The organism is Pseudomonas sp. Sample_22, from assembly GCF_004307635.1.
Taxonomy (GTDB): Bacteria; Pseudomonadota; Gammaproteobacteria; order Pseudomonadales; family Pseudomonadaceae; genus Aquipseudomonas.
The window spans coordinates 69,145-94,196 of the sequence record NZ_RCNY01000013.1; the positions used below are offsets into that span (position 1 = coordinate 69,145).

The window sequence follows — 25,052 nt, forward strand, 5'->3', positions numbered from 1 at the left end:
GGCAGGGCGCTGGCAACGCGTTTTCAGGTCTAAGAGTGTTGATATAGAGCGGTCAAGGCGAGGCAGAACCAACGGTTGAGGTGCGTTGGTTCTGGCGGATGGCTCCGGGCTTCAGCCCCGAGTGCGATAATGTGGATAGTCGCTCAGGCAGAAACCGCCGTTAAACACGGCCTGAGTCTTGTTGCAGATATGAATCACCGCATCCACGGCACCGCGCAGGCAAGGTTCTGTCCAGCCGGCATCAACTGAAAACGATTCGCCGGAAAGATACAGGCCGGATAGGTGCGAATGGTCCCGGTTGTATTTCATCAGGCTGACTGCATCGTAGTAAGTGCCAGGCCGGTATAACTTTGCACAGCCCAGGGCATTCCTGTCGGTCATCCAGCGTTGAACCATGGCTTGTTCGATGCGAATGTACGGAGAGATCTTTTCCCGGATGTTGGCAGAGTTCATCAATATTCGATCAAGTTCCTCGACGCATTTTGATACCAGTTCACGGTCGGTAAACAGCGCCAGTTTGGTTGCGTCGTCCTCCCAGGTGTAACTCAGCAATATGCAATCGTATTGATAGTTGTCGTTGTAGCGATAACTGTATACGTCATGAATGAAACTGTCGGTCACAATGGCCTGGGGGATTTTACTTGGCCCCGAAAGAAACGATTTGCTTAAGGGGGCATACACTTTGCAACTGGTTTCCCAGTGCGCAGTTTTGTAGGCATTGATCGTCTCGTAAGGCAGCATTTGCTGATTGAAGTTTTCCAGCCTGATACAAGTTTCTATCAGCCATGAGGGCAGGGTCATGATCACTGAATCAAAATCATCGAACTGCTGCCGGGATAGAAGTGGTTGACTGAATTGCCAGGTGTAATGGACGCGGATTTTTTGATTGTCCAGTTTCTCCAGTTTGCTGACCGATGAATCACTGAAAAAACCGCCAGCGCTTTCAAGGCAATGCTCGTAGAACGATGTGCCTGTGCTGTCGGTTGGCAAAAACATCAGGCATTCATCGAGTGCCACAAGTCCGATGTAGCGTGGGCTGTCGAAGCGCAGGCCCTGGGTGTCGATAACAGCCTCGCAGTGCAAATAAGGGGCCGTCAGCGGCACCCCGCATGCATCGACTCGACCATGCACAAGTTGCAATCGGCTGCTGAAGCCGAAAATCGCGGTTCGCAGTGGATAGAGCGCACACACGTCATAAAAAGCCCCCCAGCTTCCATCGCCGATACCTATCGAATAGAAAAGAGTAGATTCGTGGGGCGTCATTCCCACCCCGCCAAAATCCCCTGGTTGTTCCGTATTCCAGTTTTCCAGAGGCGGCATGCCTACCAGGTCGCGAAACGAGACACCCTCATACCGCTCAACGATGGCCGCCCAGACAGATTCCCATTGCTGTGTGGCGTACACCTGCATTATCTGCCGGGTCATCCTGTCGACAAAGGTTTTCCACTTGGCGCACACGGTTTGCAGCGCCTCGTCGGGTGGTGGCGTCAAACCATCCTTATTGGTCCAGATCAACATGTGCGGCATCGGGTGCCCGCCCAGGCTGCCTTCTTGCAGATAAATGCCTGTCGAATTCACCCATCGACTGCCCGGATTGGGAAAGTCCGAAATGGCCAGGTCAAATTCATCGGCGTAGTAAGCCATCAGTGACTGACCTGCTTTCGGCAGCTCGTTTTCCCTGTTGAAGAACGGCATGCGCATTGCGCCCATCTCAAAAGGGGTATGGTTTTCCTCTAGCGGGTGGTTGCCATGAACAGTCAAATGCCTGCCACCGATGCGTTTCGATTGCTCGATCAGTGTTATGTCGATAAATCCACAGCGATACAGTTCTCTGGCGGCGGTGAGCCCGGTAACGCCGGCACCAATGACGCATATTTTGTGGTCAGGATCAGTGGCTCGGGCTATGCCATGTTCCTGTTCAACCAACGCTCGATAGTCAAAACAAAGGTCCGGCGGATTGGGAAAGCGGGCCGCCCATTTTTTACGGGTCAGCAATGAACTTGGCGTATTGGTCGTTGCATCGTTTGAAGTCGGCTGGGAACTCGTTTCTGTTGTCATCTGGTTCTTCCCTGAGCGCACTGTCCAGTGGGGAAGAATATGTTGGGTTTTGCAGCCGTCGACGCGCAAGCGTACAAAGGGATTGCTCGCTACTCTGTATTCCGCTTTTTGTGTAGGGCAAGTAATTCGTTTGTCTGTTGAATTTAAACGATGCAGCCAAGTACAGTTTAAAGCTAAAGCAAGTACCGCCCTGTGACTTCAGGGCGGTACTTGTTTGACTGATTATGCCGCTTGTTGAAATTGCTGCCGATACTGGTTCGGCGAAAGTTCCGTGTGCTGGCGGAACAGCCGCGCGAAGAAGCTCGCATCGTCATAGCCGACTTCGTAGCTGATGGTCTTGATGCTCTTGCGGCTACCGGACAGCAGGCCCTTGGCGGTTTCGATGCGCAGGCGTTGCAGGTAATGCAACGGTTTGTCGCCGGTGGCCGTCTGGAAGCGGCGCATGAAGTTGCGGATGCTCATGCCGTGCTCGCGTGCCACGTCTTCGAAGCGGAATTTATCGGCGAAGTGATCTTCGAGCCAATGCTGGATCTGCAGGATGATCACGTCCTGATGCAGTTTTTGCCCGCCGAACCCGATGCGTCCCGGGGAATAGCTGCGTTGCACTTCATAGAGAATGTCCCGCGCCACGGCCTGGGACACGTTGGCGCCGCAGAAGCGCTCGATCAGGTAGATGTAAAGGTCGCAGGCCGAGGTGGTGCCGCCGGCGCAGAACAGGTTGTCGGCGTCGGTCAGGTGTTTGTCCTGATTGAGCTGCACCCGCGGAAAGCGTTCGGCAAAGGCATTGAAGAAGCGCCAGTAGGTGGTCGCTTCCTTGCCATTGAGCAGCCCGGCTTCGGCCAGCCAGAAGACACCGGTCGCCTCGCCGCACAGGACCGCGCCGCGTGCATGTTGCTGGCGCAACCAGGGCAGGACTTGCGGGTAACGTTTGCAAAGGCTGTCGAAATCGTCCCAGAACGCTGGAAGCACGATGATGTCGGCATTTTCCAGTCCGCCATCCACCGGTATCAACACATCGCTGAAGGTATTGACCGGTTTGCCGTCGGGACTGACCAGGCGAGTCTCGAACGCCGGTGTCAGGCCTTGGCCCAATTGTTTGCCGTAGCGAAGGCTGGCGAGATGGAAGAAATCCTTGGCTTGCATGAGGGTGGAAGCGAAAACCCGGTCAATCGCCAGGATGCTGACGCGCCGCAATGGCGTGGAGGCTTGGTTAGACATAATTCAACTTTATTTTTATAGGGGGAAGTGGTCACCAGACGGCTGGATCGTCTTATTTTTTGTCGGATGTGTCCAGTGTCCTGTATCGGAAGCCAGGCATAGTCTCTGAAGGTCATCTCCTTCCAAAAATAACCAAAAGGTGCCGCATGATCCCCAGAACCCTGTTCAGTTCCGAGCACGAGCTTTTCCGCGACAGCGTGCGCACCTTTCTGGAAAAAGAGGCTGTGCCGTTCCATGGTCAATGGGAAAAACAGGGCTTTATCGATCGCAAGCTCTGGAACAAGGCAGGGGAGGCGGGGATGCTGTGCTCGCATCTGCCGGAAGAATACGGCGGGCTGGGGGCGGATTTTCTCTACAGCGCGGTAGTCATCGAAGAGGTGGGGCGACTGGGGCTGACCGGTATCGGGTTCTCCCTGCATTCGGACATCGTGGCGCCTTATATCCTGCATTACGGCAGTGAAGCGCTGAAACACAAATACCTGCCGAAACTGGTCTCCGGGGAAATGGTCACGGCGATTGCCATGACGGAGCCTGGCGCGGGTTCCGACCTGCAAGGGGTCAAGACCACTGCGGTGCTCGATGGCGACGAGTATGTGATCAACGGCTCCAAGACCTTTATCACCAACGGTTTTCTCGCCGACCTGGTGATAGTCGTGGCCAAGACCGACCCGAAGGCCGGGGCGAAAGGTACAAGCCTGTTTCTGGTCGAAGCCAATACACCGGGGTTCGAAAAGGGCAAGCGTCTGGAAAAGGTTGGCATGAAGGCACAGGACACATCGGAGCTGTTCTTCCAGGATGTTCGCGTACCGAAGGAAAACCTGCTGGGCCAGGCCGGGATGGGCTTTGCGTACTTGATGCAGGAATTGCCGCAGGAGCGCCTAACCGTGGCCATTGGCGGCTTGGCATCAGCCGAAGCGGCCCTGCAATGGACCCTGGATTACACCCGCGATCGCAAGGCGTTCGGCAAATCGATTGCGGATTTCCAGAATACCCGTTTCAAACTGGCGGAGATGGCAACCGAAATCCAGATCGGCCGCGTCTTCGTCGACCGCTGCCTGGAACTGCACCTGCAAGGCAAGCTCGACGTGCCGACGGCGGCGATGGCCAAGTACTGGGGCACTGACCTGCAATGCAAAGTACTCGACGAGTGCGTGCAGCTGCATGGCGGCTACGGATTCATGTGGGAGTACCCGATTGCGCGGGCATGGGCGGATGCGCGCGTGCAGCGGATCTATGCCGGGACGAACGAGATCATGAAGGAGATTATTGCGCGGTCACTGTAATGCCGTGTTGATCGTTCCCACGCTCTGCGTGGGAATGCCTCAAGGGACGCTCCGCGTTCCAGCTTCAAAAAGGGACGCGGAGCGTCCCGGGCTGCATTCCCACGCAGAGCGTGGGGAACGATCATTCGATCAAGGTGCAGGATTCGGATGATCCTTGTGTATCGCTTCAATCCCTTCCAGCACTTCATCCGAGAGCTTCAGATCAAAACTGGCAATGTTGCTCTCCAGTTGCTCCAGCGTGGTCGCGCCGATGATGTTGCTGGTCACGAATGGCTGCTGCGTCACGAACGCCAGGGCCATTTGCGCCGGGTCCAGGCCGTGTTCGCGGGCCAGGGCCACGTAACGGCTGCAGGCTGCTTCCGATTGCGAGTTGAAGTAGCGGCTGAAGCGGCTGTAGAGGCTCAGGCGACCTTTCGGCGGACGCGCGCCACCTTCGTATTTGCCCGACAGGAAGCCGAACGCCAGCGGCGAATAGGCGAGCAGGCCGCATTGTTCGCGGATGGCAATTTCTGCCAGGCCAATTTCGAAGCTGCGATTGAGCAGGTTGTACGGGTTCTGGATCGACACCGCTCGCGGCCAGCCACGGGCTTCGGCCAGGGCGAGGAAACGCATGGTGCCCCATGGCGTTTCGTTGGACAGGCCGATATGGCGGATCTTGCCGGCCTTGACCTGTTCGTCCAGCGCTTCGAGGGTATCTTCCAGCGGCGTCAGGTTGGCTTCGATCTTGTGCTTGTAACCCAACTGGCCGAAGAAGTTGGTGCTGCGCTCCGGCCAATGCAGCTGGTACAGGTCGATGTAATCGGTCTGCAAGCGCTTGAGGCTGGCGTCCACGGCTTCGGTGATGTGCTGCCGGTTGTGCCGAAGGTTCTTGTCGCGGATGTAGTCGATGGTGTTGCCGGGACCGGCGATCTTGCTGGCGAGGATCCAGTCGGCACGATCACCGCGGCTTTTGAAGTAGTTGCCGATGTAGCGTTCGGTGGTGGCGTAGGTTTCGGCCTTGGGCGGCACCGGATACATTTCGGCGGTGTCGATGAAGTTGATCCCCGCGCCCTTGGCTCGTTCGATCTGGGCGAAGGCGTCTGCCTCGCTGTTTTGCTCGCCCCAGGTCATGGTTCCGAGGCAGAGGGCACTCACATTCAGATTGGTCCGGCCTAGCTGGCGATAGTCCATCGGGTGCTCCTTGGGCAAAACAATCATAAAAGCAGGTTGAATTATTTTTCGCAATCTGCATAATTGCGCACCTCTTTCTGCAGTGGAAGTGATGCGCCGCCGCCGAAGAATCTTGCCGTTGAACGGACGCGCCGACCCGAGCCCCCGAAAGCGTCTGTATCCGGCTGCCTTTGACTTGTCAAAGTACGCACTATTCAGTAAGATCCGCCGTCTAATTTACAGGGCGGCCCCTGAGGCTATAAAGAATGAAAACTTTTACTGCTAAACCGGAAACAGTAAAGCGCGACTGGTTTGTCGTCGACGCTGCTGGTCAGACCCTGGGTCGTCTGGCCACCGAAATCGCGAGCCGTCTGCGTGGCAAGCACAAGCCTGAGTACACTCCTCACGTTGACACCGGCGACTACATCGTCGTAATCAACGCTGAGCAGATCCGTGTTACCGGTGCTAAAACCACTGACAAAATGTACTACTCCCACTCCGGTTTCCCGGGCGGCATCAAGTCGATCAACTTTGAAAAGCTGATCGCCAAGGCCCCTGAGCGCGTGATCGAGACCGCGGTCAAAGGCATGCTGCCTAAGAACCCGCTGGGTCGCGACATGTACCGTAAGCTGAAAGTCTATGCGGGCGCTGCACACCCTCATACTGCTCAGCAGCCCCAAGAACTGAAGATTTAACGGAATAGTTCATTATGTCGGCGACTCAAAATTACGGCACTGGCCGTCGCAAGACCGCAACCGCACGCGTTTTCCTGCGTCCGGGTACTGGTAACATCTCCATCAACAATCGTTCGCTGGATAATTTCTTCGGCCGCGAAACTGCCCGCATGGTAGTTCGTCAGCCGCTGGAATTGACTGAGACTGTCGAGAAGTTCGACATCTACGTCACCGTGATCGGTGGTGGTGTAAGTGGTCAGGCTGGCGCAATCCGCCACGGCATCACTCGCGCTCTGATGGATTACGACGAAACTCTGCGCAGCGCTCTGCGTAAAGCCGGCTTCGTAACCCGCGATGCACGTGAAGTTGAACGTAAGAAAGTTGGTCTGCGTAAAGCGCGTAAGCGTCCGCAGTACTCGAAGCGTTAATTCGTTTCCACGTTCAAAAAAGAACGCCCGGATTCCTCACGGAACCGGGCGTTTTTTTATGCGTGAGATTTATCAAAGAATTGCGCTGTGACAACTTGCCACATCCGCAGACCCCCTATACTACAAGGCTTGGCAGTGGTGCCTCGGGGTAATTACCTTGTCAGAATTGGGGCTTTTCATTACCATTCGGCAAAATTTTTATAAGTGCACAGATTTACTTAGTAGATGCCTGATTTAACAGGCCACAAAGCTGATGGGAGAGGACTGAATGAGCAATGACGGCGTGAATGCAGGCCGGCGTCGCTTCTTGGTAGCAGCCACATCCGTGGTGGGTGCTGCAGGAGCGGTGGGGGCTGCGGTCCCGTTCGTGGGGTCATGGTTTCCCAGTGCCAAGGCGAAAGCCGCAGGTGCACCGGTGAAAGTGAATGTCAGCAAAATCGAGCCAGGCCAGCAGATGATTGCTGAGTGGCGCGGTCAGCCGGTATTCATCGTCCGCCGTACACAGGAAATCCTGGGGAATCTGAAGAAGATCGAGGGCCAGTTGTCTGACCCGACCTCCAAGAACTCGACACAACCGACCTATGTCGATCCGGAAACGCGGTCGATCAAACCTGAAGTTCTGTTGTTGATCGGTATCTGCACCCACCTGGGTTGCTCGCCGACATTCCGTCCCGAAGTGGCACCTGCTGACCTGGGCAAGGACTGGGTTGGTGGCTATTTCTGCCCTTGCCACGGCTCCCACTACGACCTGGCTGGCCGCGTCTACAAGGCACAACCTGCGCCTTTGAACCTGCCAGTTCCCCCGCATTCCTATGAGACCGATGACATCATTGTCATTGGCGTCGATACGGAGAAAGCGTGATGAGCAAGTTCATGGATTGGGTTGATGCGCGCTTTCCCGCGACCAAGATGTGGGAAGACCATCTCAGCAAGTACTACGCCCCGAAGAACTTCAACTTCTTCTATTTCTTTGGCTCCCTGGCTCTGCTGGTTCTGGTCAACCAGATCGTCACCGGTGTCTGGCTGACCATGAGCTACACCCCGTCGGCTGAAGAGGCATTTGCTTCCGTTGAAGGCATCATGCGTGACGTAAACCATGGCTCGATCCTGCGTTTGCTGCACGCGGTCGGCGCGTCGATGTTCTTCATCGTGGTCTATCTGCATATGTTCCGTGGCTTGCTCTACGGTTCGTACCAGAAGCCGCGCGAGCTGGTGTGGGTCTTCGGCATGCTGATCTACCTGGCGCTGATGGCTGAAGCCTTCATGGGCTACCTGCTGCCATGGGGTCAGATGTCCTATTGGGGCGCCCAGGTGATCATCTCGCTGTTCGGTGCGATCCCGCTCATCGGCGACGACCTGACTCAGTGGATCCGCGGTGACTACCTGATTTCCGGCATTACCCTGAACCGCTTCTTCGCCTTGCACGTGGTCGCCCTGCCGATCGTGATTCTGGGTCTGGTGGTGCTGCACGTCCTGGCGCTGCACGAAGTGGGTTCGAACAACCCGGACGGCGTGGACATCAAGAAGCACAAAGACGAAAACGGTGTACCGCTGGACGGCATCGCCTTCCACCCGTACTACACCGTGAAAGATATCGTCGGCGTGGTGGTGTTCCTGTTCATCTTCTGCTCGATCGTGTTCTTCTTCCCGGAAATGGGTGGTTATTTCCTCGAGAAGCCGAACTTTGAACAGGCCAACCCGTTCAAGACGCCTGAGCATATTGCGCCGGTCTGGTACTTCACGCCTTTCTACGCGATCTTGCGTGCGGTTCCGGACAAGCTCCTGGGTGTAATCGCCATGGGTGCGGCCATCGCTGTGCTGTTCGTCCTGCCGTGGCTCGACCGTAGTCCGGTCAAGTCCATGCGCTACAAGGGCTGGCTGAGCAAGATCTGGCTTTTCGTGTTCTGCATCTCGTTCGTGATCCTGGGTGTGCTGGGCGTGCTGGCTCCGACGCCAGGTCGTACGTTGCTGTCGCAGGTCTGCACCTTCCTGTACTTCGCCTACTTCATTCTGATGCCGTTCTACACCAGGCTCGAGAAGACCAAACCGGTTCCGGAAAGGGTGACTGGCTGATGAAAAAACTATTTGCTGTATTGATGCTTGCGGCGCTGCCGGTGTTCGCATTCGCTGCTGGACAAGCTGGGCCGGAGCTGGAAAAAGTCGACATCGACGTTTCCGACAAGGCGGCCATGCAGGACGGCGCACGCACTTTCGCCAACTATTGCATGGGCTGCCACAGCGCCAAGTTCCAGCGTTACGAGCGTGTTGCCGATGACTTGGGCATTCCTCACGAACTGATGCTGGAGAATCTGGTGTTCACTGGCGCCAAGATCGGCGATCACATGAACATCGGCATGCAGCCTGCTGACGCCAAGGCCTGGTTTGGTGCGGCTCCGCCCGACCTGACCCTGGTTGCCCGGGTTCGCGGCACCGACTGGCTCTATGGTTACCTGAAGTCGTTCTATGAAGATCCGTCGCGTCCTTGGGGTGTGAACAACAAGGTCTTCCCGAACGTCGGTATGCCTAACGTTCTGGTGGGTCTGCAAGGTCGTCAGGTCGTCGGTTGCAAACAGGTTCAGATCGTCGAAGACGGCAAGAAGCAATTTGATCCGCTGACCGGTACTGCGCTGACCCATGAAGCGTGCGATCAGCTGACCATCGTGCCGAAAAGCGGTGCTTTGACCGAAGAGCAGTTCGATGAGAAGGTCAAGAATCTGGTAACCTTCCTGGCTTACTCGGCTAACCCGGTTAAGCTGCAACATCAGCGCATCGGTACGTATGTATTGCTGTACCTCGCGTTCTTCTTCGTATTCGCCTATTTGCTCAAGCGCGAATACTGGAAAGATGTGCACTGATAAAGCTTCAAGCTATTGCTGTTAATCGCGCGCGCCCAAGGGCGCCTCTGAAAATGTAACGAGTCTGGTGATCCAGGCGTTACGGGAGGCGCCCTCTGGGCGCGCTCGTTTTTCCGCTTCCGATAATTTCTACAAGCGAGGAGGATCGCCATGGGCGTGACCAATCGGTTGGCCTGTTACTCCGACCCCGCCGACCACTATTCCCACCGAGTGCGAATCGTACTGGCAGAGAAGGGTGTCAGCGCCGAGATCATTTACGTTGAAGCTGGCCGTCAGCCGCCTAAACTGATCGAAGTGAACCCTTATGGCAGCTTGCCCACCCTGGTCGATCGTGACCTGGCGTTGTGGGAGTCAACGGTGGTAATGGAATATCTGGATGAGCGTTACCCGCATCCGCCGCTCCTGCCGGTTTATCCGGTGGCGCGTGCCAACAGCCGCCTGCTGATGCACCGCATCCAGCGGGACTGGTGTGGGTTGGTGGATCTGATTCTGGATTCGCGGACCAAGGAAGCGGCCCGTGTCGTGGCACGTAAAGAGCTGCGCGAGAGCCTGACCGGCGTTTCGCCGCTATTCGCCGACAAGCCGTTTTTCCTCAGTGAGGAACAAAGTCTGGTGGATTGCTGCCTATTACCAATACTCTGGCGATTGCCGATTCTGGGTATAGAACTGCCGCGGCCAGCCAAGCCGCTGCTTGATTACATGGAGCGCCAGTTTGTGCGTGAGGCTTTCCAGGCGAGTCTGTCTGGCGTCGAACGCGATATGCGCTAAGGCTTAAGGAGCCGCTATGAACTCCAGTCGACCTTATCTGGTCCGCGCGCTCTACGAGTGGATTGTTGATAACGATTGCACCCCGCACATGCTGGTGAATTCCGAGTATCCCTCGGTGCAAGTGCCGCAAGGTTTTGCCAGTGACGGGCAGATTGTCCTGAACGTATCGCCACAAGCCGTGCGACATCTGCACATGGACAACGAAGCAGTCAGCTTCGAAGGCCGCTTCGGTGGGGTGCCGCATACGTTGTACGTGCCTATCGCATCGATCCTGGGCATCTACGCCCGGGAGAATGGTCAGGGCATGGTCTTCGATCTCGAGTCGCCTATGGGCGAGGATGAAGAGATCGAGCCGGATGATGATATTCCGCCACCGGACAGCGAGCCGCCGCGACCCAGCGGTCGGCCGAGCTTGAAGGTAGTGAAATAACAAAAAAGGCGATCCGGAAGGATCGCCTTTTTTGTTACTTGTAGGAGCACAGCTTGCTGGCGATGGCGCCCTTGAGATCGCCATCGCCAGCAAGCTGTGCTCCTACGAGGCGATGGCGATCTTGGAGGCGCCATCGCCAGCAAGCCGGCTCCTACGGGGCGGTGGCGTTGTCAGAATCGCCATCGCTGAGAGGATCAGTCAATGTACTCGAACAACTTCACAATCTTCTGAACGCCGGAAACTCCCTGCACCAGGTTGGTTGCCTGGGCGGCTTCCTGTTTGGTCAGCAAGCCCAGCAGGTAAACGATGCCGTTCTCGGTGACGACCTTGATGCGCGAACCGGGGATGTTCGGGTCGGTGAGCATTTGTGTCTTGATCTTGGAGGTCAGCCAGGTGTCGTTCTGGCGGGCCAGGAAGCCGGAGGGTGGGAGAATTTGCAGTTCGTTGTGAACGGTCTTCACGCGCTGAACGGCAGCGGCGGCCTGTTCGGCCTTGGCCTTGAGGTCGGCTCGCGGGGTTTGGCCGGCGAGCAGCACCACGCCGTTGAAACTGGTCACGACGATGTGCGAGTCGTTATCCAGCGCCGGGTCAGCCTTGGCGATGTTCACGCCGACCTTGGTGTCGATCAGCGAATCATCGATCTTGCTGCCGAAGGTGCGGGTGCCGCGGTCGTCTTCAATCGGTGCTTCACGGCTGGCATTAACCACCGAGGTGCAGCCGCTGATGCCGAGGCACAGGGTCAGGGCCAGTAGGCCGAGGCGATTAGGGGTCATTCTTCACTCCCGAACAGTTGGCTGTCGATCAAGTCGCAAAGGCAATGGATCGCCAGCAGGTGGACTTCTTGAATGCGTGCAGTGACGTTGGCGGGTACGCGAATCTCCACGTCCTCGGGCAACAGCAACGACGCCATGCCGCCGCCATCGCGACCGGTCAATGCTACGACAATCATTTCGCGATCATGTGCGGCCTGGATCGCTTGAATTATGTTTGCCGAGTTGCCGCTGGTGGAAATCGCCAGCAATACGTCGCCGGGTTGACCCAGCGCGCGGATCTGCTTGGAGAAGATTTCGTTGTAGCTATAGTCGTTGGCGATCGAGGTGATCGTCGAGCTGTCGGTGGTCAGCGCGATGGCCGGCAGGCTCGGGCGTTCGCGTTCGAAGCGATTGAGCAGCTCCGACGAGAAGTGCTGGGCATCGCCGGCAGAACCGCCGTTGCCGCAGGAGAGCATTTTGCCTTCGTTGAGCAGTGCGTTGACCATGACCTGGCTGGCTTGCTCGATGTGCGGTGCAAGTACGTCCATCGCCTGTTGCTTGGTGTCGATACTGGCCTGAAAAAGCTGGCGAATTCTGGATTGCATGTCCATCTGTGTGACCTTAATGAGCGCGGCTGTCCGGCACGTGAAAGTGCAGCCCGCAAAACAAAGAGCAAAAATGTTGGGTTGTATCCGCTTCGTGGTGCAGGCAATCAGCTGTCGAAGGCATTCTGCAACCAGTTCAACTGATCGAGATTGCTGTCGATGGCAATCACGTCGAAACGGCAAGGGGAATTGGCCCAGCGCGACTCGCGCTGAAGAAAATACTGCGCGGCAAAAATCAGTTTCTGCCGTTTGCGCTCATCAATGCTATCGAGCGCGCCACCCCATTGAGTGTTTTTTCTGTAGCGAACTTCAACGAATACTACTGTATCGCCATCAAGCATGACCAGATCAAGCTCGCCGCGTTTGCACAACCAGTTCTGCGCCAGCAGGCGCAGACCTTGTTGTTGAAGATGCTCGAGCGCATGGCGCTCGGCATCCTGACCGCTTTGCCGGCGTGACCTGTCAGGCATCAGCGTTGGGTGTTCGGCAGGCGTTGAACCTGGCCGTTGACGAACTCTGCCCACGGCAACTGCCGCACGACACGCTGGTTCTGGGTCATGCCGAGGCTGCCCGACTGGCCTTCGATGCGGCTATCCGGCAGCGCCTTGAGTTGACCCAGGCGTGGCGCCAGGCGATAGGCGTCGACGCCCATTGCGTACAGGCGGCCCAGGCTACCGGCGGCTTGCGGCCATTGTGCCGTGACTTGTTGGCGCAGCGGATCATTGGCGTCCAGCAACCATGGGGTTTCGCAGAAGCGGATGCCGTTCATGTCGTTGTACTGGTTTGCATCACCGCTGGCACTGAACACGTGCGACGTGGCGTAGACCGGAACGTCGCCGGCGTACTGGAAGTTCAGGGTCGGCTTGATCTGCTGGGCCTGTTGCGGCGTGGCAGCGAGGAAGATGAACTCGATATCCTGGCGACGGGAAGGCTGGGCGGCGACCTGCGAACCTACGGTGCTTTGCAGGCTCTTGGCGCGACCTTCGCTCTGACGCAGCTGGAACATGTCGGCAATCTGCTGGGCCAGTTGCACTGGCTGGTCGACGCGTTCGGTGGCAACGATGCTGCCGCCGTTGGCTTGCCAGTCCTGGCTGAACGCACGCAACACGCGATCGCCCCATTCGCCTTTCGGCACCATGATGGCAGCGCGATGCAGGCCGTCGGCGCGAGCGCGGCGGGAGACTTCGCGGGCTTCGTCTTCAGCGGCAAGCCCGAACTGGAACAGCTGGGGCGGACCTTGTTCGCCTTCGCTGTAGTTCAGTGCCAGGGTGGTGATTGGCAGTTGCGGGCGAGTGCTCAGCTGTTTGACCAGTGGCTTCTCAAGCGGACCGACGACCAGTTGCACGCCGTCTGCCTGGGCCTTGCGATAAAACTCGTCGAGGGAGGACAGTTTCGAGCTGTCATAGAACTCGATGGCTGGCGGCTTCTGCCCGGCTTGTTGGGCCTGATAGTGAGCGGCCATGAAGCCTTCGCGCAGCGCCTTGCCCACCGAGGCCAGTGGGCCGTCTTGTGGCAGCAACAACGCTATTTTGCTCAGGGGCTGGCTGGCCAGTTCCTTGAGTTTGGTCAGTGGCAGTGGCAACTGGGCGGCGGCCGGGTGTTTCGGATTCTGATCGCGCCAGTTGTCGATGGCAGCCTGCTGCTGTTCCAGGGTGCCGGCAGTTTTCACCGCCAGTGCCAGGCCCATCCAGCCGCCGAGGTCATCGGTGGTGTTGGGCTGCAATTGATCGGTCGGCAGCGAGGCGATCAATACCCAGATCGCTTCATGGTTTTTGCTGGCTGCTTCATCTTTGAGCATCGGCGCGATGAAGATCCGCTCCCGTGCGGCAGCCAGGGTCTGGCCGTCGGCTTCAAGCGCGCGGGCGCGAACGGTGCCGGTGCGGACCTGCTGTTCTTCGGGCAATTCGCCCAGGCGTTGCAGGCTCGGATGGCTCAAGGCTGTCAACGCGGCTTTCGGCTGGTTGCGGGTCATCGCCAATTCGGCGGCCAGTGTGCTGGCGAATACCTGCTGGCCGGGCTTGAGTTGCTCGACGGGTACTTGTTGCAGGATTTGTGCGGACTGGGCGGCATTACCCTGGCGGTAGGCCAGGTCAGCTGCGCTCAAGCGCAGCAATGCTGCATCCTCCGGCGATTTGCTCTGGGCGGCCTTCTCGAGCAGTTGCTCGATACTGGCATCCGGGGTCCGTGGAAGTTCGCCAAGGCTGGAGGAGGGCGAGCTGGCGCAAGCCGCCAGCAAGGCAGCGAGGCAGAGGGCAGTGAACAGCCGCAGGCAAGCGATCATGTAGTGTTCCTGATACTCGATCAAATTAGCGTGGAATTGTACCCAAGCACTGGCCGGGGCGCGATGTTAGTGGCGTGAATCGATCAATTTAGCTTGCGCAATTGTTGCTGTGCGGCACAAAACGCGGCAAAAGCGAGCATTGCTCACGCGTATCGCAAGCGCCGCTACGGGTTACAATGCCCGCTTTATCGATCATGAGGTGTGCGCTTTGACTGCTCCAGGTGCTTTGAATTCCGCTGCTGGCTCGCTTTATGTGGTGGCGACGCCCATCGGCAACCTGGACGACATCAGTGCGCGCGCGCTGAAGATCCTGCGTGATGTTGCCTTGATCGCCGCCGAGGACACTCGTCACTCCCAGCGTTTGATGCAGCACTTCGGCATTCCAACGCCGCTCGCCGCGTGCCATGAGCACGAGCGCGATGAAGGCAGTCGCTTTATTACCCGACTGCTCGCGGGTGACGATGTGGCGCTGATCTCCGATGCCGGTACGCCGCTGATTTCTGATCCTGGTTATCATCTGGTGCGCCAGGCTCGCGCTGCCGGGATCAATGTGGTGCCCGTGCCGGGTGCCTGTGCGTTGGTGGCGGCTTTGTCGGCGGCGGGTCTGCCGTCGGACCGTTTCATCTTCGAAGGTTTTCTGCCGGCCAAAGCCGTTGGGAGACGTGCGCGTCTTGAGCTGGTAAAGGAAGAGCCGCGCACGCTGATTTTCTACGAGGCGCCGCACCGTATTCTGGAATGCCTGCAGGACATGGAGTTGGTGTTCGGGCCAGAACGTCCAGCGCTGCTTGCTCGCGAACTGACGAAAACCTTTGAAACGCTGAAGGGTTTGCCACTGGGCGAGTTGCGGCAGTTCGTCGAGTCGGACAGCAATCAACAGCGCGGCGAATGCGTGGTGCTGGTCGCTGGCTGGACAGTGCCCGAGTCTGAAGATGCAGTCAGCAGCGAGGCAATGCGCGTGCTGAATCTGTTACTCGAAGAAATGCCGCTCAAGCGCGCGGCGGCATTGGCGGCGCAAATTACCGGGGAGCGTAAGAATGTTCTCTATCAAGTCGCGCTGGATAAACAGAAGGGCGAGTAAAAACCCGACGCGCAGGCGTGGTTGAAGGCTTTTAGCGCTTGTTCTTCGCACGCTCTGCCGTTAACCTTCGCGGCGGAGAGTCGATCGGACAGTCGCTGCCCTCTATGAAAATTAGGGGGGGGAGGAAAGTCCGGGCTCCATAGGGCGAAGTGCCAGGTAATGCCTGGGAGGCGTGAGCCTACGGAAAGTGCCACAGAAAATAACCGCCTAAGCGCTTCGGCGCCGGTAAGGGTGAAAAGGTGCGGTAAGAGCGCACCGCACGTCTGGCAACAGTTCGTGGCTAGGTAAACCCCACTTGGAGCAAGACCAAATAGGGTCCCAAGGCGTGGCCCGCGCTGGGACCGGGTAGGTTGCTAAAGATGTCCAGTGATGGCCATCGTAGACGAATGACTGTTCAAGACAGAACCCGGCTTACAGATCGACTCTCCACCTTTTTCTCCCCTCTGCTTAAATCATTGAGCAGAGTGTCGGTGATAGTAATTTCCCCTCTTACACAATCATCTGCAGAACCCCGGTTGTAATACCAAAAAAATCTTACTCTTAATAAATTACTTTAACTTCCGGGCGCAGCCTTCCGTGCTGGTTCAAGTTATTGGTCATTTTCATCCGCCAGATTCCCGTTACCCCTCCTTTTATGCTCCTAAATCTCAGTTCTGTAAGGCTTTTCCTTTACTGCGCGCCTTGACGGTGCGGTAGGCGCATTCCTATAGTGTGCGCAAGTGGCGGAAAGTGGCATGAAGTGGGTTTTTTGAACGCAAAACGCTAATATTTGGAGAAACGCTGACGTGTTTCGCGGAGCCAACGCAATCAGTCTCGATGCAAAGGGCCGTCTCGCTATGCCGAGCCGGTACCGTGACGAGCTCGATTCGCGCAGTTCCGGCCAGTTGATCGTCACCATTGATGCCGTTGATCCGTGTTTGTGTGTTTACCCCCTCGATGAGTGGGAAATTATTGAAACCAAACTGCGCGCACTGCCTTCGCTTCGCGAAGAGAACCGCCGCCTGCAACGTTTACTGATTGGTAATGCCGTCGACCTTGAGCTCGATGGCAGTGGTCGTTTTCTGGTTCCGCCGCGTCTTCGTGAATATGCCAAGTTGGATAAGCGCGCGATGTTGGTAGGCCAATTGAACAAGTTCCAATTGTGGGACGAGGATGCCTGGAATGCGGTTTCTGCCGCTGACCTGGCTGCTATTCAACAACCGGGCGCGATGCCTGATGAACTGCGTGATCTGATCCTGTGACTATTGATAGCGGCTTTAACCACATCACCGTACTGCTTGACGAAGCCGTCGAGGCTCTCGCCGTACGTCCTGATGGCTGCTATCTGGATGGCACGTTCGGGCGCGGCGGGCACAGCCGATTGATCCTTAGCCGGCTCGGTCCCGATGGTCGTTTGCTCGGATTTGACAAGGATCCTCAAGCGATTGCCACCGGGCAGACGCTAGCGGCCGAAGACGGCCGCTTTGTCGTTGTGCAGCGCAGCTTTGCCGAGCTGGGTTCTGAAGTTGCCGAGCGCGGCATGAAGGGCAAGGTCAGCGGCATTCTGCTTGACCTCGGTGTGTCCTCGCCGCAGCTCGACGACCCTGAACGCGGCTTCAGTTTCCTCAACGATGGCCCACTGGACATGCGCATGGACCCGTCCCGCGGGATCAGTGCTGCGGAGTTCGTCAACACCGCGCCCGTGGAAGAAATTGCCCGGGTATTCAAGGAATACGGCGAAGAGCGTTTTTCCGGACGCATGGCTCGTGCAGTGGCAGAACGCCGCGACATCAAGCCGTTCGAGCGCACTGCCGATCTTGCCGAGGTGTTGAAAGTCGCCAACCCTGCCTGGGAAAAAGGCAAAAACCCTGCTACCCGAGCGTTCCAGGGGCTGCGTATTCACGTCAACAACGAACTGGGCGATCTGGAAGCCGGCCTCGAAGCCGCTCTGGAATGCCTGGAAATCGGTGGTCGTCTGGTTGTGATCAGCTTCCACTCGCTGGAAGACCGCATCGTCAAATTGTTCATGCGCAAGCTGGTGAAAGGCGAAGCCGACAACCTGCCGCGCAACCTGCCGGTTCGCCACGTGGCATTCGAACCGAAAATCAAAGTCCATGGCAAAGCGCAGACGGCCTCCGACGCCGAACTCAAAGCCAACCCACGTTCCCGTAGCGCCGTCATGCGCGTGGCGGAGAAACTTCGGTGAGCAAGCTTTTCGCCAAGCCACTGCCCGGCGGAAGCTTTTTCATGCTGCTGCTGTTTGTCGGCGTGCTGGTGTCGGCCATCGGCGTGTCTTACAGCGCGCACTGGAGCCGCCAATTGCTGAACTCGCTTTACGGCGAGTTGAGCGTGCGCGACAAGGCGCAGGCGGAATGGGGTCGGTTGATTCTGGAGCAGAGCACCTGGACCGCCCATAGCCGTATCGAAGTGCTCGCCACCGAACAACTGAAAATGCGCATTCCGGGCGCCGCCGAAGTGCAGATGGTGGCGCCATGATGAAACTTGAAGGCGCACTCTTTCCGTGGCGTTTCCGTCTGGTGCTGGGCTTGCTCGGTGTCATGGTGGCAGCAATCGCCTGGCGCATCATCGATCTGCAAGTGGTTGACCGTGACTTCCTGAAAGGTCAGGGCGACGCGCGCAGCGTTCGTCATATTCCGATTCCGGCGCACCGTGGCTTGATCACCGACCGTAACGGCGAGCCGTTGGCCGTGAGTACGCCGGTGACCACCCTGTGGGCCAACGCCAAGGAAATGCAGCTGGCCAAGGAGAAGTGGCCAGCACTCGCCGCGGCGCTCGGGCAAGATCCGAAAGCCCTGGCTGAGCGCCTTGAAGCCCAGGCCAATAAAGAATTCATTTACCTGGTGCGCGGGCTGACGCCTGAGCAAGGCCAGTCTGTGCTCGATCTGAAAGTGCCGGGTGTCTACGGTATCGAAGAATTCCGCCGTTTTTATCCGGCCGGTGAAGTGACCGCGCATATGGTCGGCTTCACCGACATCGACGATCACGGTCGCGAAGGTGTCGAGCTGGCCTATGACGAATGGCTGGCCGGGGTGCCGGGCAAACGGCAGGTTATCAAGGACCGGCGCGGCCGGTTGATCAAGGATGTCCAGGTCACCAAAAACGCCAAGGCCGGAAAGCCCTTGGCGTTGTCCATTGACCTGCGCCTGCAATACCTGGCCAACCGCGAGTTGCGTAATGCGATCATCGAGAACGGCGCCAAGGCCGGCAGCCTGGTGATCATGGACGTGAAGACCGGCGAGATTCTCGCGATGGTCAACCAACCGACCTACAACCCGAACAACCGGCGCAACCTGCAACCGGCGATGATGCGTAACCGCGCGATGATCGACGTGTTCGAACCGGGTTCGACGATGAAAGCGATCTCGATGAGCGCCGCGATCGAAACCGGGCGCTGGAAACCGAGCGATACCGTCGAGGTGTACCCGGGGACCTTGCAGATCGGTAAATACACCATCAAGGACGTGTCCAAGACCGAAGGTCCGGTGCTCGACCTGACAGGCATCCTGATCAACTCCAGTAACGTGGGCATGAGCAAGATCGCGTTCGATATCGGTGGCGAGACGATTTTCCGTCTCGCACAGAAAGTCGGCCTCGGTCAGGACACCGGCCTGGGTTTCCCGGGCGAGCGCGTCGGCAACCTGCCGAATTACCGTGAATGGCGCAAGGCCGAGACCGCGACGCTGTCCTACGGCTACGGTGTTTCCGTGACCGCGATCCAGCTGGTTCACGCCTTCTCGGCGTTGGCCAACAACGGTCGCCTCGCACCACTGACGCTGATCAAAACCGACAAAGCGCCGCAGACCACTCAAGTGCTGCCCGAAACAGTCGCGAAAACCATGCAAACCATGCTGCAACAAGTGATCGAAGCTCCGCGCGGTGTCTTCCGTGCGCAAGTGCCGGCGTATCACGTGGGCGGCAAGTCGGGTACTGCGCGCAAGACTTCGGTGGGGGCCAAGGGTTACGCCGAAAACTCGTATCGCTCGCTGTTCGCCGGTTTCGGCCCGATGAGCGATCCACGTTACGCCATCGTGGTCGTCATCGACGAACCGACCAAGGCCGGCTACTTCGGTGGTCTGGTATCGGCGCCGGTGTTCAGCCGCGTGATGTCCGGCACCCTGCGCCTGATGAACGTCACCCCGGACAACCTGCCACCTACTCAACAAGCGAACGCTACGCCGGTCGTTCCACTGAAAGCCAATGGAGGGCGCGGCTGATGTCATTAAGTCTGAACAAGATTTTCCCCCACGCCGGCCACGATCTGTTGATCCGTGAATTGGCGCTCGACAGCCGCAATGTCCGCGCGGGCGATTTGTTCCTCGCCGTGCCGGGCGGCAAATTCGATGGTCGTGCGCACATTGCCGATGCTCTGGCACGCGGCGCCGCAGCTGTGGCGTACGAAGTCGAAGGCGCCACCGTGCTGCCGATCACTGAAGTGCCGTTGATTCCGGTCAAAGGCCTGGCAGCGCAACTGTCGGACATTGCCGGGCGCTTTTATGGCGAGCCGAGCCATCATCTGAATCTGGTCGGCGTGACCGGCACCAATGGCAAGACCAGCGTGACCCAACTGATTGCCCAGGCGCTGGATCTGCTGGGCCAGCACTGCGGCATCGTCGGCACCCTGGGTTGCGGTTTCTACGGCGCGCTGGAAAGCGGCCTGCACACCACGCCGAATCCGATTGCTGTGCAAGCGACCCTGGGCGACCTGAAAAAGGCCGGTGCCAAAGCCGTCGCCATGGAAGTCTCGTCCCATGGCCTGGACCAGGGGCGTGTCACTGCGTTGGCTTTTGATGTGGCGGTGATGACCAACCTGTCCCGCGATCACCTGGACTATCACGGCACCATGCAGGCGTATGGCGACGCCAAGGCCAAGCTGTTTGCCTGGAATGATCTCAAGTGTCGGGTGGTCAACCTCGATGACGATTTCGGCCGGCAACTGGCCGCCGAAAAACGTGAGTCGCGGCTGATCACCTACAGCCTGCTCGACAGCAGCGCTTACCTGTATTGCCGTGAAGCGCAGTTCGATGACGAAGGCGTGCGTGCCACGCTGGTCACGCCGCAAGGCGAACACCTTTTGCGCAGCACTTTGCTCGGTCGATTCAACCTGAGCAACGTCTTGGCGGCGGTCGGTGCCTTGCTCGGCCTGGATTACGCGCTGGACGAGATTCTCAAGGTGTTGCCGAAACTCGAAGGCCCGGCCGGGCGCATGCAGCGCCTTGGCGGTGGCAATCAGCCGTTGGTGGTGGTCGATTACGCCCATACCCCGGATGCCCTGGAAAAAGTCCTGACCGCCCTGCGCCCGCACGTCAAAGGCCGTTTGCTGTGCCTGTTCGGCTGTGGCGGCGACCGCGATCGCGGCAAGCGTCCGTTGATGGCTGAAGTGGTCGAGCGCCTGGCCGATGGCGTGCTGGTGACCGACGACAATCCGCGTACCGAAGATCCAGCGGTGATTTTCGATGACATCCGCGCCGGTTTCACCGCTGTGGATAAAGTCACCTTCGTTGCTGGCCGTGGCCAGGCGATTGCCCAATTGATCGCCGACGCTTCAGCGGACGACGTGATCGTGCTCGCGGGTAAAGGTCACGAGGACTATCAGGAAATCAACGGAGAGCGCCATGCCTTCTCCGATCTGGTTGAGGCCGATCATGCCTTGACCGCGTGGGAGGTGGCCCATGCTTAAGGCCTTGAAACTGAGCGAGCTGACGAACGCACTGAATGCTCGCCTGATTTCTGCCGATGCCAGTTTCGATGGCGTCAGTATCGACAGCCGTGCGATCAAGCCTGGCCAATTGTTCATTGCCTTGGCCGGACCACGCTTCGATGGCCATGATTATCTGAATGACGTCGCGGTCAAAGGCGCCGTGGCGGCATTGGTCGAGCGCGAAGTCGCCGACAGCGCGCTGCCGCAACTGCTGGTCAGCGATACCCGCCAGGCCCTCGGCCAGTTGGGTGCCCTGAATCGCCAGGCCTTCACGAAGCAAGTCGCAGCCGTCACCGGCTCCAGCGGCAAGACCACGGTCAAGGAAATGCTCGCGAGCATCCTGCGGACCCGCGGTCCGGTACTGGCAACCCGCGGCAACCTGAACAACGACCTCGGCGTTCCGCTGACCCTGCTCGAGCTGGCGCCGGAACACACCGCTGCCGTGATCGAACTCGGCGCTTCGCGTCTGGGTGAAATCGCCTACACCGTGGGCATGACCAAACCCCACGTAGCCATTCTCAACAACGCCGGGACCGCCCACGTTGGCGAGTTCGGCGGGCCGGAAAAAATCGTCGAAGCCAAGGGCGAGATCATCGAAGGCCTAGCGGCCGATGGCATCGCCGTGCTCAACCTCGACGACAAGGCATTTGGTATCTGGAAGAAGCGCGCCGGCGAACGCAAGGTGCTGACATTCGCCTTGAGCAACACCAGCGCCGATTTCTTTGCCAGTGACCTGACCACCGATGCCCGTGGTTGCCCGGCGTTCAATTTGCACAGCCCTGAAGGTGTGGAGCGCGTGCAACTGAACCTGCTCGGCACGCATAACGTTGCCAACGCGATGGCTGCCGCCGCCGCTGCCCATGCCCTGGGTGTGTCGCTGTTCGGCATCGCCACCGGTCTTGGCGCGGTGCAACCGGTCAAGGGTCGTACCGTCGCGCAATTGGCCAGCAATGGCATGCGCGTCATCGATGACACTTACAACGCGAACCCCACCTCGATGTGCGCCGCCGTTGATATACTCGCCGGCTTTTCCGGCCGCACCGTTCTGGTGCTCGGGGATATCGGCGAGTTGGGCGATTGGGCGGAGCAGGGGCACCGCGACGTGGGCGAGTACGCCCGTGGCAAGGTTTCTGCGCTGTACGCCGTCGGGCCAATGATGGTTCACGCCGTCAACGCCTTCGGTCCACAGGCTTTTCACTTCAGCACTCAGGCTGAACTGATCAAGGCCCTGGGCGCCGAGCAAAATACAAACACCACCATTTTGATCAAGGGCTCGCGCAGCGCAGCGATGGAAAACATCGTCGCCGCTTTGTGCGGGACCAGTCTGGAGAAACATTAATGCTGCTGCTGCTAGCGGAGTATCTGCAACAGTTCTACAAAGGCTTCGCGGTCTTCCAGTACCTGACCCTGCGCGGGATTCTCGGTGTACTGACCGCGCTGGTTTTGTCGCTGTGCTATGGCCCGTGGATGATCCGCACTTTGCAGAACCGTCAGATCGGCCAGTCCGTTCGTAACGACGGTCCGCAATCGCACCTGTCCAAGTCGGGCACCCCGACCATGGGCGGCGCGTTGATTCTGTCTTCCATTGGCGTCAGCACCCTGCTGTGGGCTGACCTGACCAACCGCTATGTCTGGGTCGTGTTGCTGGTAACCCTGTTGTTCGGTGCCATCGGCTGGGTCGATGACTACCGCAAAGTGATCGAGAAGAACTCCCGTGGCTTGCCGAGCCGCTGGAAGTATTTCTGGCAATCGGTGTTCGGCCTGGGCGCGGCGATCTTCCTTTATATGACCGCGGCCACTCCGGTAGAAACCACGTTGATCCTGCCGATGCTCAAGGACTACAGCATTCCATTGGGCGCAGGTTTCGTCGTCCTGACCTATTTCGTGATCGTCGGTTCGAGCAACGCGGTCAACCTGACTGATGGCCTCGACGGCCTGGCGATCATGCCGACCGTGATGGTTGGCGGTGGCCTGGGCATTTTCTGCTACCTGTCGGGTAACGTGAAATTTGCCGAATACCTGCTGATTCCTTATGTACCGGGTGCCGGTGAGTTGATCGTGTTCTGCGGCGCGCTGATCGGTGCCGGCCTGGGTTTCCTCTGGTTCAACACTTACCCGGCGCAAGTCTTCATGGGTGACGTCGGCGCACTGGCGCTGGGCGCGGCCCTGGGCACCATTGCAGTGATCGTCCGTCAGGAAATCGTCCTGTTCATCATGGGCGGTGTGTTCGTGATGGAAACCCTGTCAGTGGTCATTCAGGTTGCCTCCTTCAAACTGACCGGTCGCCGCGTGTTCCGCATGGCACCGATTCACCACCACTTTGAACTCAAGGGCTGGCCCGAGCCGCGCGTGATCGTCCGTTTCTGGATCATCACCGTGATTCTCGTGTTGGTCGGCCTTGCCACTCTGAAGCTGAGGTAGAAACTCGTGTCTCTGATCGCTTCTGACCACTTCCGCATCGTTGTCGGCCTCGGCAAGAGCGGCATGTCCCTGGTTCGCTTCCTGGCGAACCGGGGCGTGGCGTTTGCCGTGGCCGATACGCGGGAAAATCCACCGGAACTGGCCACGCTCAAGCGTGACTATCCGCACGTGGAAGTGCGTTGTGGCGAGCTGGATGTCGAATTCCTGTGCCGTGCCGACGAGCTCTACGTGAGCCCCGGCCTGGCCCTGGCGACCCCGGCCCTGCAGGCTGCCGCCGCCCGTGGCGTGAAGTTGTCCGGCGATATCGAGCTGTTCGCGCGTAACGCGAAGGCGCCGATCGTGGCCATCAGCGGTTCCAACGCCAAGAGCACTGTCACCACCTTGGTCGGCGAGATGGCGGCTGCGGCCGGCAAGCGTGTCGCCGTCGGCGGCAACCTCGGAACGCCGGCGCTGGACTTGCTCAGCGACGACATCGAGTTGTACGTGATGGAACTGTCGAGTTTCCAGCTGGAAACCACCGATCAGCTCAACGCCGAAGTGGCGACCGTACTCAACATCAGCGAAGACCATATGGATCGCTACAGCGGTCTGCCGGCCTATCACCTGGCCAAGCACCGGATCTTCCGTGGCGCCCGGCAGTTCGTGGTCAACCGTCAGGATGCACTGAGCCGTCCGCTGATGGGCGAGGGTCAGCCGTGCTGGACCTTCGGTTTGAGCAAACCCGATTTCAAGGCGTTCGGTATCCGCGAAGAAGACGGCGAGAAGTACCTGGCCTTCGAATTCCAGAACCTGATGCCGGTGCGCGAGCTGAAAATTCGGGGCGCCCACAACCAGTCCAATGCGTTGGCAGCCCTGGCGCTCGGCCATGCGGTCGGCCTGCCGTTCGATGCCATGCTGTCGGCCCTGCGCACCTTCGCCGGGCTTGAGCATCGTTGCCAGTGGGTGCGCGACCTGGACGGCGTGGGTTACTACAACGATTCCAAAGCCACCAACGTTGGCGCTGCATTGGCGGCCATCGAAGGCCTGGGTGCGGACATCGACGGCAAGATCGTGCTGATCGCCGGTGGCGACGGCAAGGGTGCCGAGTTCAAGGATCTGTGCGATCCGGTGGCGGCCAACTGCCGCGCCGTGATCCTCATGGGTCGCGACTCCGACAAGATCGGCGAAGCGATCGGCGATGCCGTGCCGCTGATTCGGGCGGGCTCACTGGTCGAAGCCGTGGCGCAATGCCGTGCCGCTGCCCAACCGGGCGACGTGGTGCTGCTGTCGCCGGCCTGCGCCAGTTTCGACATGTTCAAGAACTACGAAGACCGTGGTCACCAGTTCGTCCAAGCCGTGGAGGAACTGGCATGAG

24 protein-coding genes and 1 other RNA gene are annotated in these 25,052 nt (G+C 58.6%); 18 read left to right on the plus strand and 7 right to left on the minus strand.

Going from position 1 to position 25,052, the window contains the following annotated elements; genetic code table 11:
* Window positions 1-111 precede the first annotated feature (111 nt).
* A complete protein-coding gene (locus tag D8U73_RS02055) occupies window positions 112-2,058 on the minus strand; it encodes an FAD-dependent oxidoreductase (RefSeq protein ID WP_130903595.1) in 1,947 nt (648 codons plus the stop codon).
* A gap of 222 nt (window positions 2,059-2,280) precedes the next feature.
* Window positions 2,281-3,201 (minus strand): GlxA family transcriptional regulator, encoded by a 921-nt coding sequence (locus D8U73_RS02060; protein WP_177336558.1) that lies wholly within the window; start codon window positions 3,199-3,201, stop codon window positions 2,281-2,283.
* Between the two features lie 221 nt (window positions 3,202-3,422).
* Here D8U73_RS02060 and D8U73_RS02065 point away from each other — a divergent pair, with 221 nt between their 5' ends.
* The gene (locus tag D8U73_RS02065) at window positions 3,423-4,559 is read left to right on the plus strand and encodes an acyl-CoA dehydrogenase family protein (RefSeq protein WP_056853215.1); all 1,137 of its coding nucleotides are present in this window, start codon (window positions 3,423-3,425) and stop codon (window positions 4,557-4,559) included.
* A 129-nt stretch (window positions 4,560-4,688) separates the two neighbouring features.
* On the opposite strand, the gene D8U73_RS02070 is transcribed toward D8U73_RS02065, so the two are convergent.
* Complete coding sequence (locus D8U73_RS02070) at window positions 4,689-5,729, minus strand: NADP(H)-dependent aldo-keto reductase (protein ID WP_130903596.1); 1,041 nt, start codon at window positions 5,727-5,729, stop codon at window positions 4,689-4,691.
* 245 nt (window positions 5,730-5,974) lie between these two features.
* On the opposite strand from D8U73_RS02070, the gene rplM reads away from it, so the two are divergent.
* The 7 genes from rplM (at window position 5,975) to D8U73_RS02105 (ending at window position 10,863) form a co-directional block, all read left to right on the plus strand.
* Window positions 5,975-6,403: a 50S ribosomal protein L13 gene (gene rplM / locus D8U73_RS02075; protein WP_003228062.1), complete on the plus strand. Its 429-nt coding sequence runs from the start codon at window positions 5,975-5,977 to the stop codon at window positions 6,401-6,403.
* Between the two features lie 14 nt (window positions 6,404-6,417).
* On the plus strand, window positions 6,418-6,810 hold the full coding sequence (gene rpsI, locus D8U73_RS02080; protein ID WP_003228056.1) for a 30S ribosomal protein S9: 393 nt from the start codon (window positions 6,418-6,420) through the stop codon (window positions 6,808-6,810).
* A 268-nt stretch (window positions 6,811-7,078) separates the two neighbouring features.
* Complete coding sequence (gene petA, locus D8U73_RS02085) at window positions 7,079-7,672, plus strand: ubiquinol-cytochrome c reductase iron-sulfur subunit (RefSeq protein WP_130903597.1); 594 nt, start codon at window positions 7,079-7,081, stop codon at window positions 7,670-7,672.
* Window positions 7,672-8,883 (plus strand): cytochrome bc complex cytochrome b subunit, encoded by a 1,212-nt coding sequence (locus D8U73_RS02090; protein ID WP_130903598.1) that lies wholly within the window; start codon window positions 7,672-7,674, stop codon window positions 8,881-8,883. Before petA ends, D8U73_RS02090 begins: the two co-directional genes overlap by 1 nt.
* A complete protein-coding gene (locus tag D8U73_RS02095) occupies window positions 8,883-9,665 on the plus strand; it encodes a cytochrome c1 (protein ID WP_056853211.1) in 783 nt (260 codons plus the stop codon). The genes D8U73_RS02090 and D8U73_RS02095 overlap by 1 nt, the downstream gene beginning before the upstream one ends.
* Before the next feature lie 150 nt (window positions 9,666-9,815).
* Window positions 9,816-10,433, plus strand: a complete 618-nt coding sequence (locus D8U73_RS02100; protein ID WP_130903599.1) for a glutathione S-transferase N-terminal domain-containing protein — start codon at window positions 9,816-9,818, stop codon at window positions 10,431-10,433.
* Window positions 10,434-10,449: 16 nt separating this feature from the next.
* Entirely contained in the window at window positions 10,450-10,863 is a 414-nt protein-coding gene (locus tag D8U73_RS02105; RefSeq protein WP_056853209.1) for a ClpXP protease specificity-enhancing factor, read from the plus strand.
* Between the two features lie 194 nt (window positions 10,864-11,057).
* On the opposite strand, the gene D8U73_RS02110 is transcribed toward D8U73_RS02105, so the two are convergent.
* From D8U73_RS02110 to D8U73_RS02125, 4 genes are all read right to left on the minus strand, one after another.
* On the minus strand, window positions 11,058-11,636 hold the full coding sequence (locus tag D8U73_RS02110) for a BON domain-containing protein (RefSeq protein WP_056853208.1): 579 nt from the start codon (window positions 11,634-11,636) through the stop codon (window positions 11,058-11,060).
* Complete coding sequence (locus D8U73_RS02115) at window positions 11,633-12,226, minus strand: phosphoheptose isomerase (RefSeq protein ID WP_007904374.1); 594 nt, start codon at window positions 12,224-12,226, stop codon at window positions 11,633-11,635. The genes D8U73_RS02110 and D8U73_RS02115 overlap by 4 nt, the downstream gene beginning before the upstream one ends.
* Window positions 12,227-12,327: 101 nt before the next feature.
* Window positions 12,328-12,690, minus strand: coding sequence for a YraN family protein (locus D8U73_RS02120; protein WP_130903600.1), 363 nt, complete (start codon window positions 12,688-12,690; stop codon window positions 12,328-12,330).
* Window positions 12,690-14,501 carry a penicillin-binding protein activator gene (locus D8U73_RS02125; RefSeq protein ID WP_130903601.1) on the minus strand — a complete coding sequence of 604 codons (1,812 nt, stop codon included), beginning with the start codon at window positions 14,499-14,501 and terminating at the stop codon, window positions 12,690-12,692. Before D8U73_RS02125 ends, D8U73_RS02120 begins: the two co-directional genes overlap by 1 nt.
* Window positions 14,502-14,709: 208 nt before the next feature.
* Between D8U73_RS02125 and rsmI the strand changes: the two genes are divergently transcribed.
* The 10 genes from rsmI to murD all read left to right on the plus strand — a co-directional run bounded on the left by rsmI (window position 14,710) and on the right by murD (window position 25,051).
* Window positions 14,710-15,579: a 16S rRNA (cytidine(1402)-2'-O)-methyltransferase gene (gene rsmI / locus D8U73_RS02130; RefSeq protein WP_130903602.1), complete on the plus strand. Its 870-nt coding sequence runs from the start codon at window positions 14,710-14,712 to the stop codon at window positions 15,577-15,579.
* 76 nt (window positions 15,580-15,655) lie between these two features.
* Window positions 15,656-16,009, plus strand: an RNA gene (gene rnpB / locus D8U73_RS02135) — RNase P RNA component class A.
* A gap of 355 nt (window positions 16,010-16,364) precedes the next feature.
* Complete coding sequence (mraZ, locus tag D8U73_RS02140; RefSeq protein WP_007917012.1) at window positions 16,365-16,820, plus strand: division/cell wall cluster transcriptional repressor MraZ; 456 nt, start codon at window positions 16,365-16,367, stop codon at window positions 16,818-16,820.
* Between the two features lie 2 nt (window positions 16,821-16,822).
* On the plus strand, window positions 16,823-17,764 hold the full coding sequence (gene rsmH / locus D8U73_RS02145) for a 16S rRNA (cytosine(1402)-N(4))-methyltransferase RsmH (protein ID WP_130903641.1): 942 nt from the start codon (window positions 16,823-16,825) through the stop codon (window positions 17,762-17,764).
* Window positions 17,761-18,054, plus strand: a complete 294-nt coding sequence (gene ftsL, locus D8U73_RS02150) for a cell division protein FtsL (protein WP_056853203.1) — start codon at window positions 17,761-17,763, stop codon at window positions 18,052-18,054. Before rsmH ends, ftsL begins: the two co-directional genes overlap by 4 nt.
* Window positions 18,054-19,793 carry a penicillin-binding protein 2 gene (locus tag D8U73_RS02155; RefSeq protein WP_177336557.1) on the plus strand — a complete coding sequence of 580 codons (1,740 nt, stop codon included), beginning with the start codon at window positions 18,054-18,056 and terminating at the stop codon, window positions 19,791-19,793. The genes ftsL and D8U73_RS02155 overlap by 1 nt, the downstream gene beginning before the upstream one ends.
* A complete protein-coding gene (locus tag D8U73_RS02160; RefSeq protein ID WP_130903603.1) occupies window positions 19,793-21,256 on the plus strand; it encodes a UDP-N-acetylmuramoyl-L-alanyl-D-glutamate--2,6-diaminopimelate ligase in 1,464 nt (487 codons plus the stop codon). The genes D8U73_RS02155 and D8U73_RS02160 overlap by 1 nt, the downstream gene beginning before the upstream one ends.
* On the plus strand, window positions 21,249-22,616 hold the full coding sequence (murF, locus tag D8U73_RS02165) for a UDP-N-acetylmuramoyl-tripeptide--D-alanyl-D-alanine ligase (protein WP_130903604.1): 1,368 nt from the start codon (window positions 21,249-21,251) through the stop codon (window positions 22,614-22,616). Before D8U73_RS02160 ends, murF begins: the two co-directional genes overlap by 8 nt.
* Window positions 22,616-23,698 (plus strand): phospho-N-acetylmuramoyl-pentapeptide-transferase, encoded by a 1,083-nt coding sequence (gene mraY / locus D8U73_RS02170; protein WP_056853199.1) that lies wholly within the window; start codon window positions 22,616-22,618, stop codon window positions 23,696-23,698. Before murF ends, mraY begins: the two co-directional genes overlap by 1 nt.
* 6 nt (window positions 23,699-23,704) lie before the next feature.
* The gene (gene murD, locus D8U73_RS02175) at window positions 23,705-25,051 is read left to right on the plus strand and encodes a UDP-N-acetylmuramoyl-L-alanine--D-glutamate ligase (RefSeq protein ID WP_130903605.1); all 1,347 of its coding nucleotides are present in this window, start codon (window positions 23,705-23,707) and stop codon (window positions 25,049-25,051) included.
* Window position 25,052 lies beyond the last annotated feature (1 nt).

Excerpts from the sequence above, each read along its gene's own strand:
- D8U73_RS02120 (WP_130903600.1), bottom strand. The coding sequence starts at position 12,690 with ATGCCTGACAGGTCACGCCGGCAAAGCGGTCAGGATGCCGAGCGCCAT.
- D8U73_RS02125 (WP_130903601.1), bottom strand. The coding sequence starts at position 14,501 with ATGATCGCTTGCCTGCGGCTGTTCACTGCCCTCTGCCTCGCTGCCTTG.
- D8U73_RS02060 (WP_177336558.1), bottom strand. The coding sequence starts at position 3,201 with ATGCAAGCCAAGGATTTCTTCCATCTCGCCAGCCTTCGCTACGGCAAA.
- D8U73_RS02110 (WP_056853208.1), bottom strand. The coding sequence starts at position 11,636 with ATGACCCCTAATCGCCTCGGCCTACTGGCCCTGACCCTGTGCCTCGGC.
- petA (WP_130903597.1), top strand. The coding sequence starts at position 7,079 with ATGAGCAATGACGGCGTGAATGCAGGCCGGCGTCGCTTCTTGGTAGCA.
- D8U73_RS02055 (WP_130903595.1), bottom strand. The coding sequence starts at position 2,058 with ATGACAACAGAAACGAGTTCCCAGCCGACTTCAAACGATGCAACGACC.
- D8U73_RS02160 (WP_130903603.1), top strand. The coding sequence starts at position 19,793 with ATGTCATTAAGTCTGAACAAGATTTTCCCCCACGCCGGCCACGATCTG.
- D8U73_RS02155 (WP_177336557.1), top strand. The coding sequence starts at position 18,054 with ATGAAACTTGAAGGCGCACTCTTTCCGTGGCGTTTCCGTCTGGTGCTG.
- D8U73_RS02095 (WP_056853211.1), top strand. The coding sequence starts at position 8,883 with ATGAAAAAACTATTTGCTGTATTGATGCTTGCGGCGCTGCCGGTGTTC.
- rplM (WP_003228062.1), top strand. The coding sequence starts at position 5,975 with ATGAAAACTTTTACTGCTAAACCGGAAACAGTAAAGCGCGACTGGTTT.
- murF (WP_130903604.1), top strand. The coding sequence starts at position 21,249 with ATGCTTAAGGCCTTGAAACTGAGCGAGCTGACGAACGCACTGAATGCT.
- D8U73_RS02105 (WP_056853209.1), top strand. The coding sequence starts at position 10,450 with ATGAACTCCAGTCGACCTTATCTGGTCCGCGCGCTCTACGAGTGGATT.
- D8U73_RS02115 (WP_007904374.1), bottom strand. The coding sequence starts at position 12,226 with ATGGACATGCAATCCAGAATTCGCCAGCTTTTTCAGGCCAGTATCGAC.
- mraY (WP_056853199.1), top strand. The coding sequence starts at position 22,616 with ATGCTGCTGCTGCTAGCGGAGTATCTGCAACAGTTCTACAAAGGCTTC.
- D8U73_RS02070 (WP_130903596.1), bottom strand. The coding sequence starts at position 5,729 with ATGGACTATCGCCAGCTAGGCCGGACCAATCTGAATGTGAGTGCCCTC.
- rpsI (WP_003228056.1), top strand. The coding sequence starts at position 6,418 with ATGTCGGCGACTCAAAATTACGGCACTGGCCGTCGCAAGACCGCAACC.
- D8U73_RS02065 (WP_056853215.1), top strand. The coding sequence starts at position 3,423 with ATGATCCCCAGAACCCTGTTCAGTTCCGAGCACGAGCTTTTCCGCGAC.
- D8U73_RS02100 (WP_130903599.1), top strand. The coding sequence starts at position 9,816 with ATGGGCGTGACCAATCGGTTGGCCTGTTACTCCGACCCCGCCGACCAC.
- D8U73_RS02090 (WP_130903598.1), top strand. The coding sequence starts at position 7,672 with ATGAGCAAGTTCATGGATTGGGTTGATGCGCGCTTTCCCGCGACCAAG.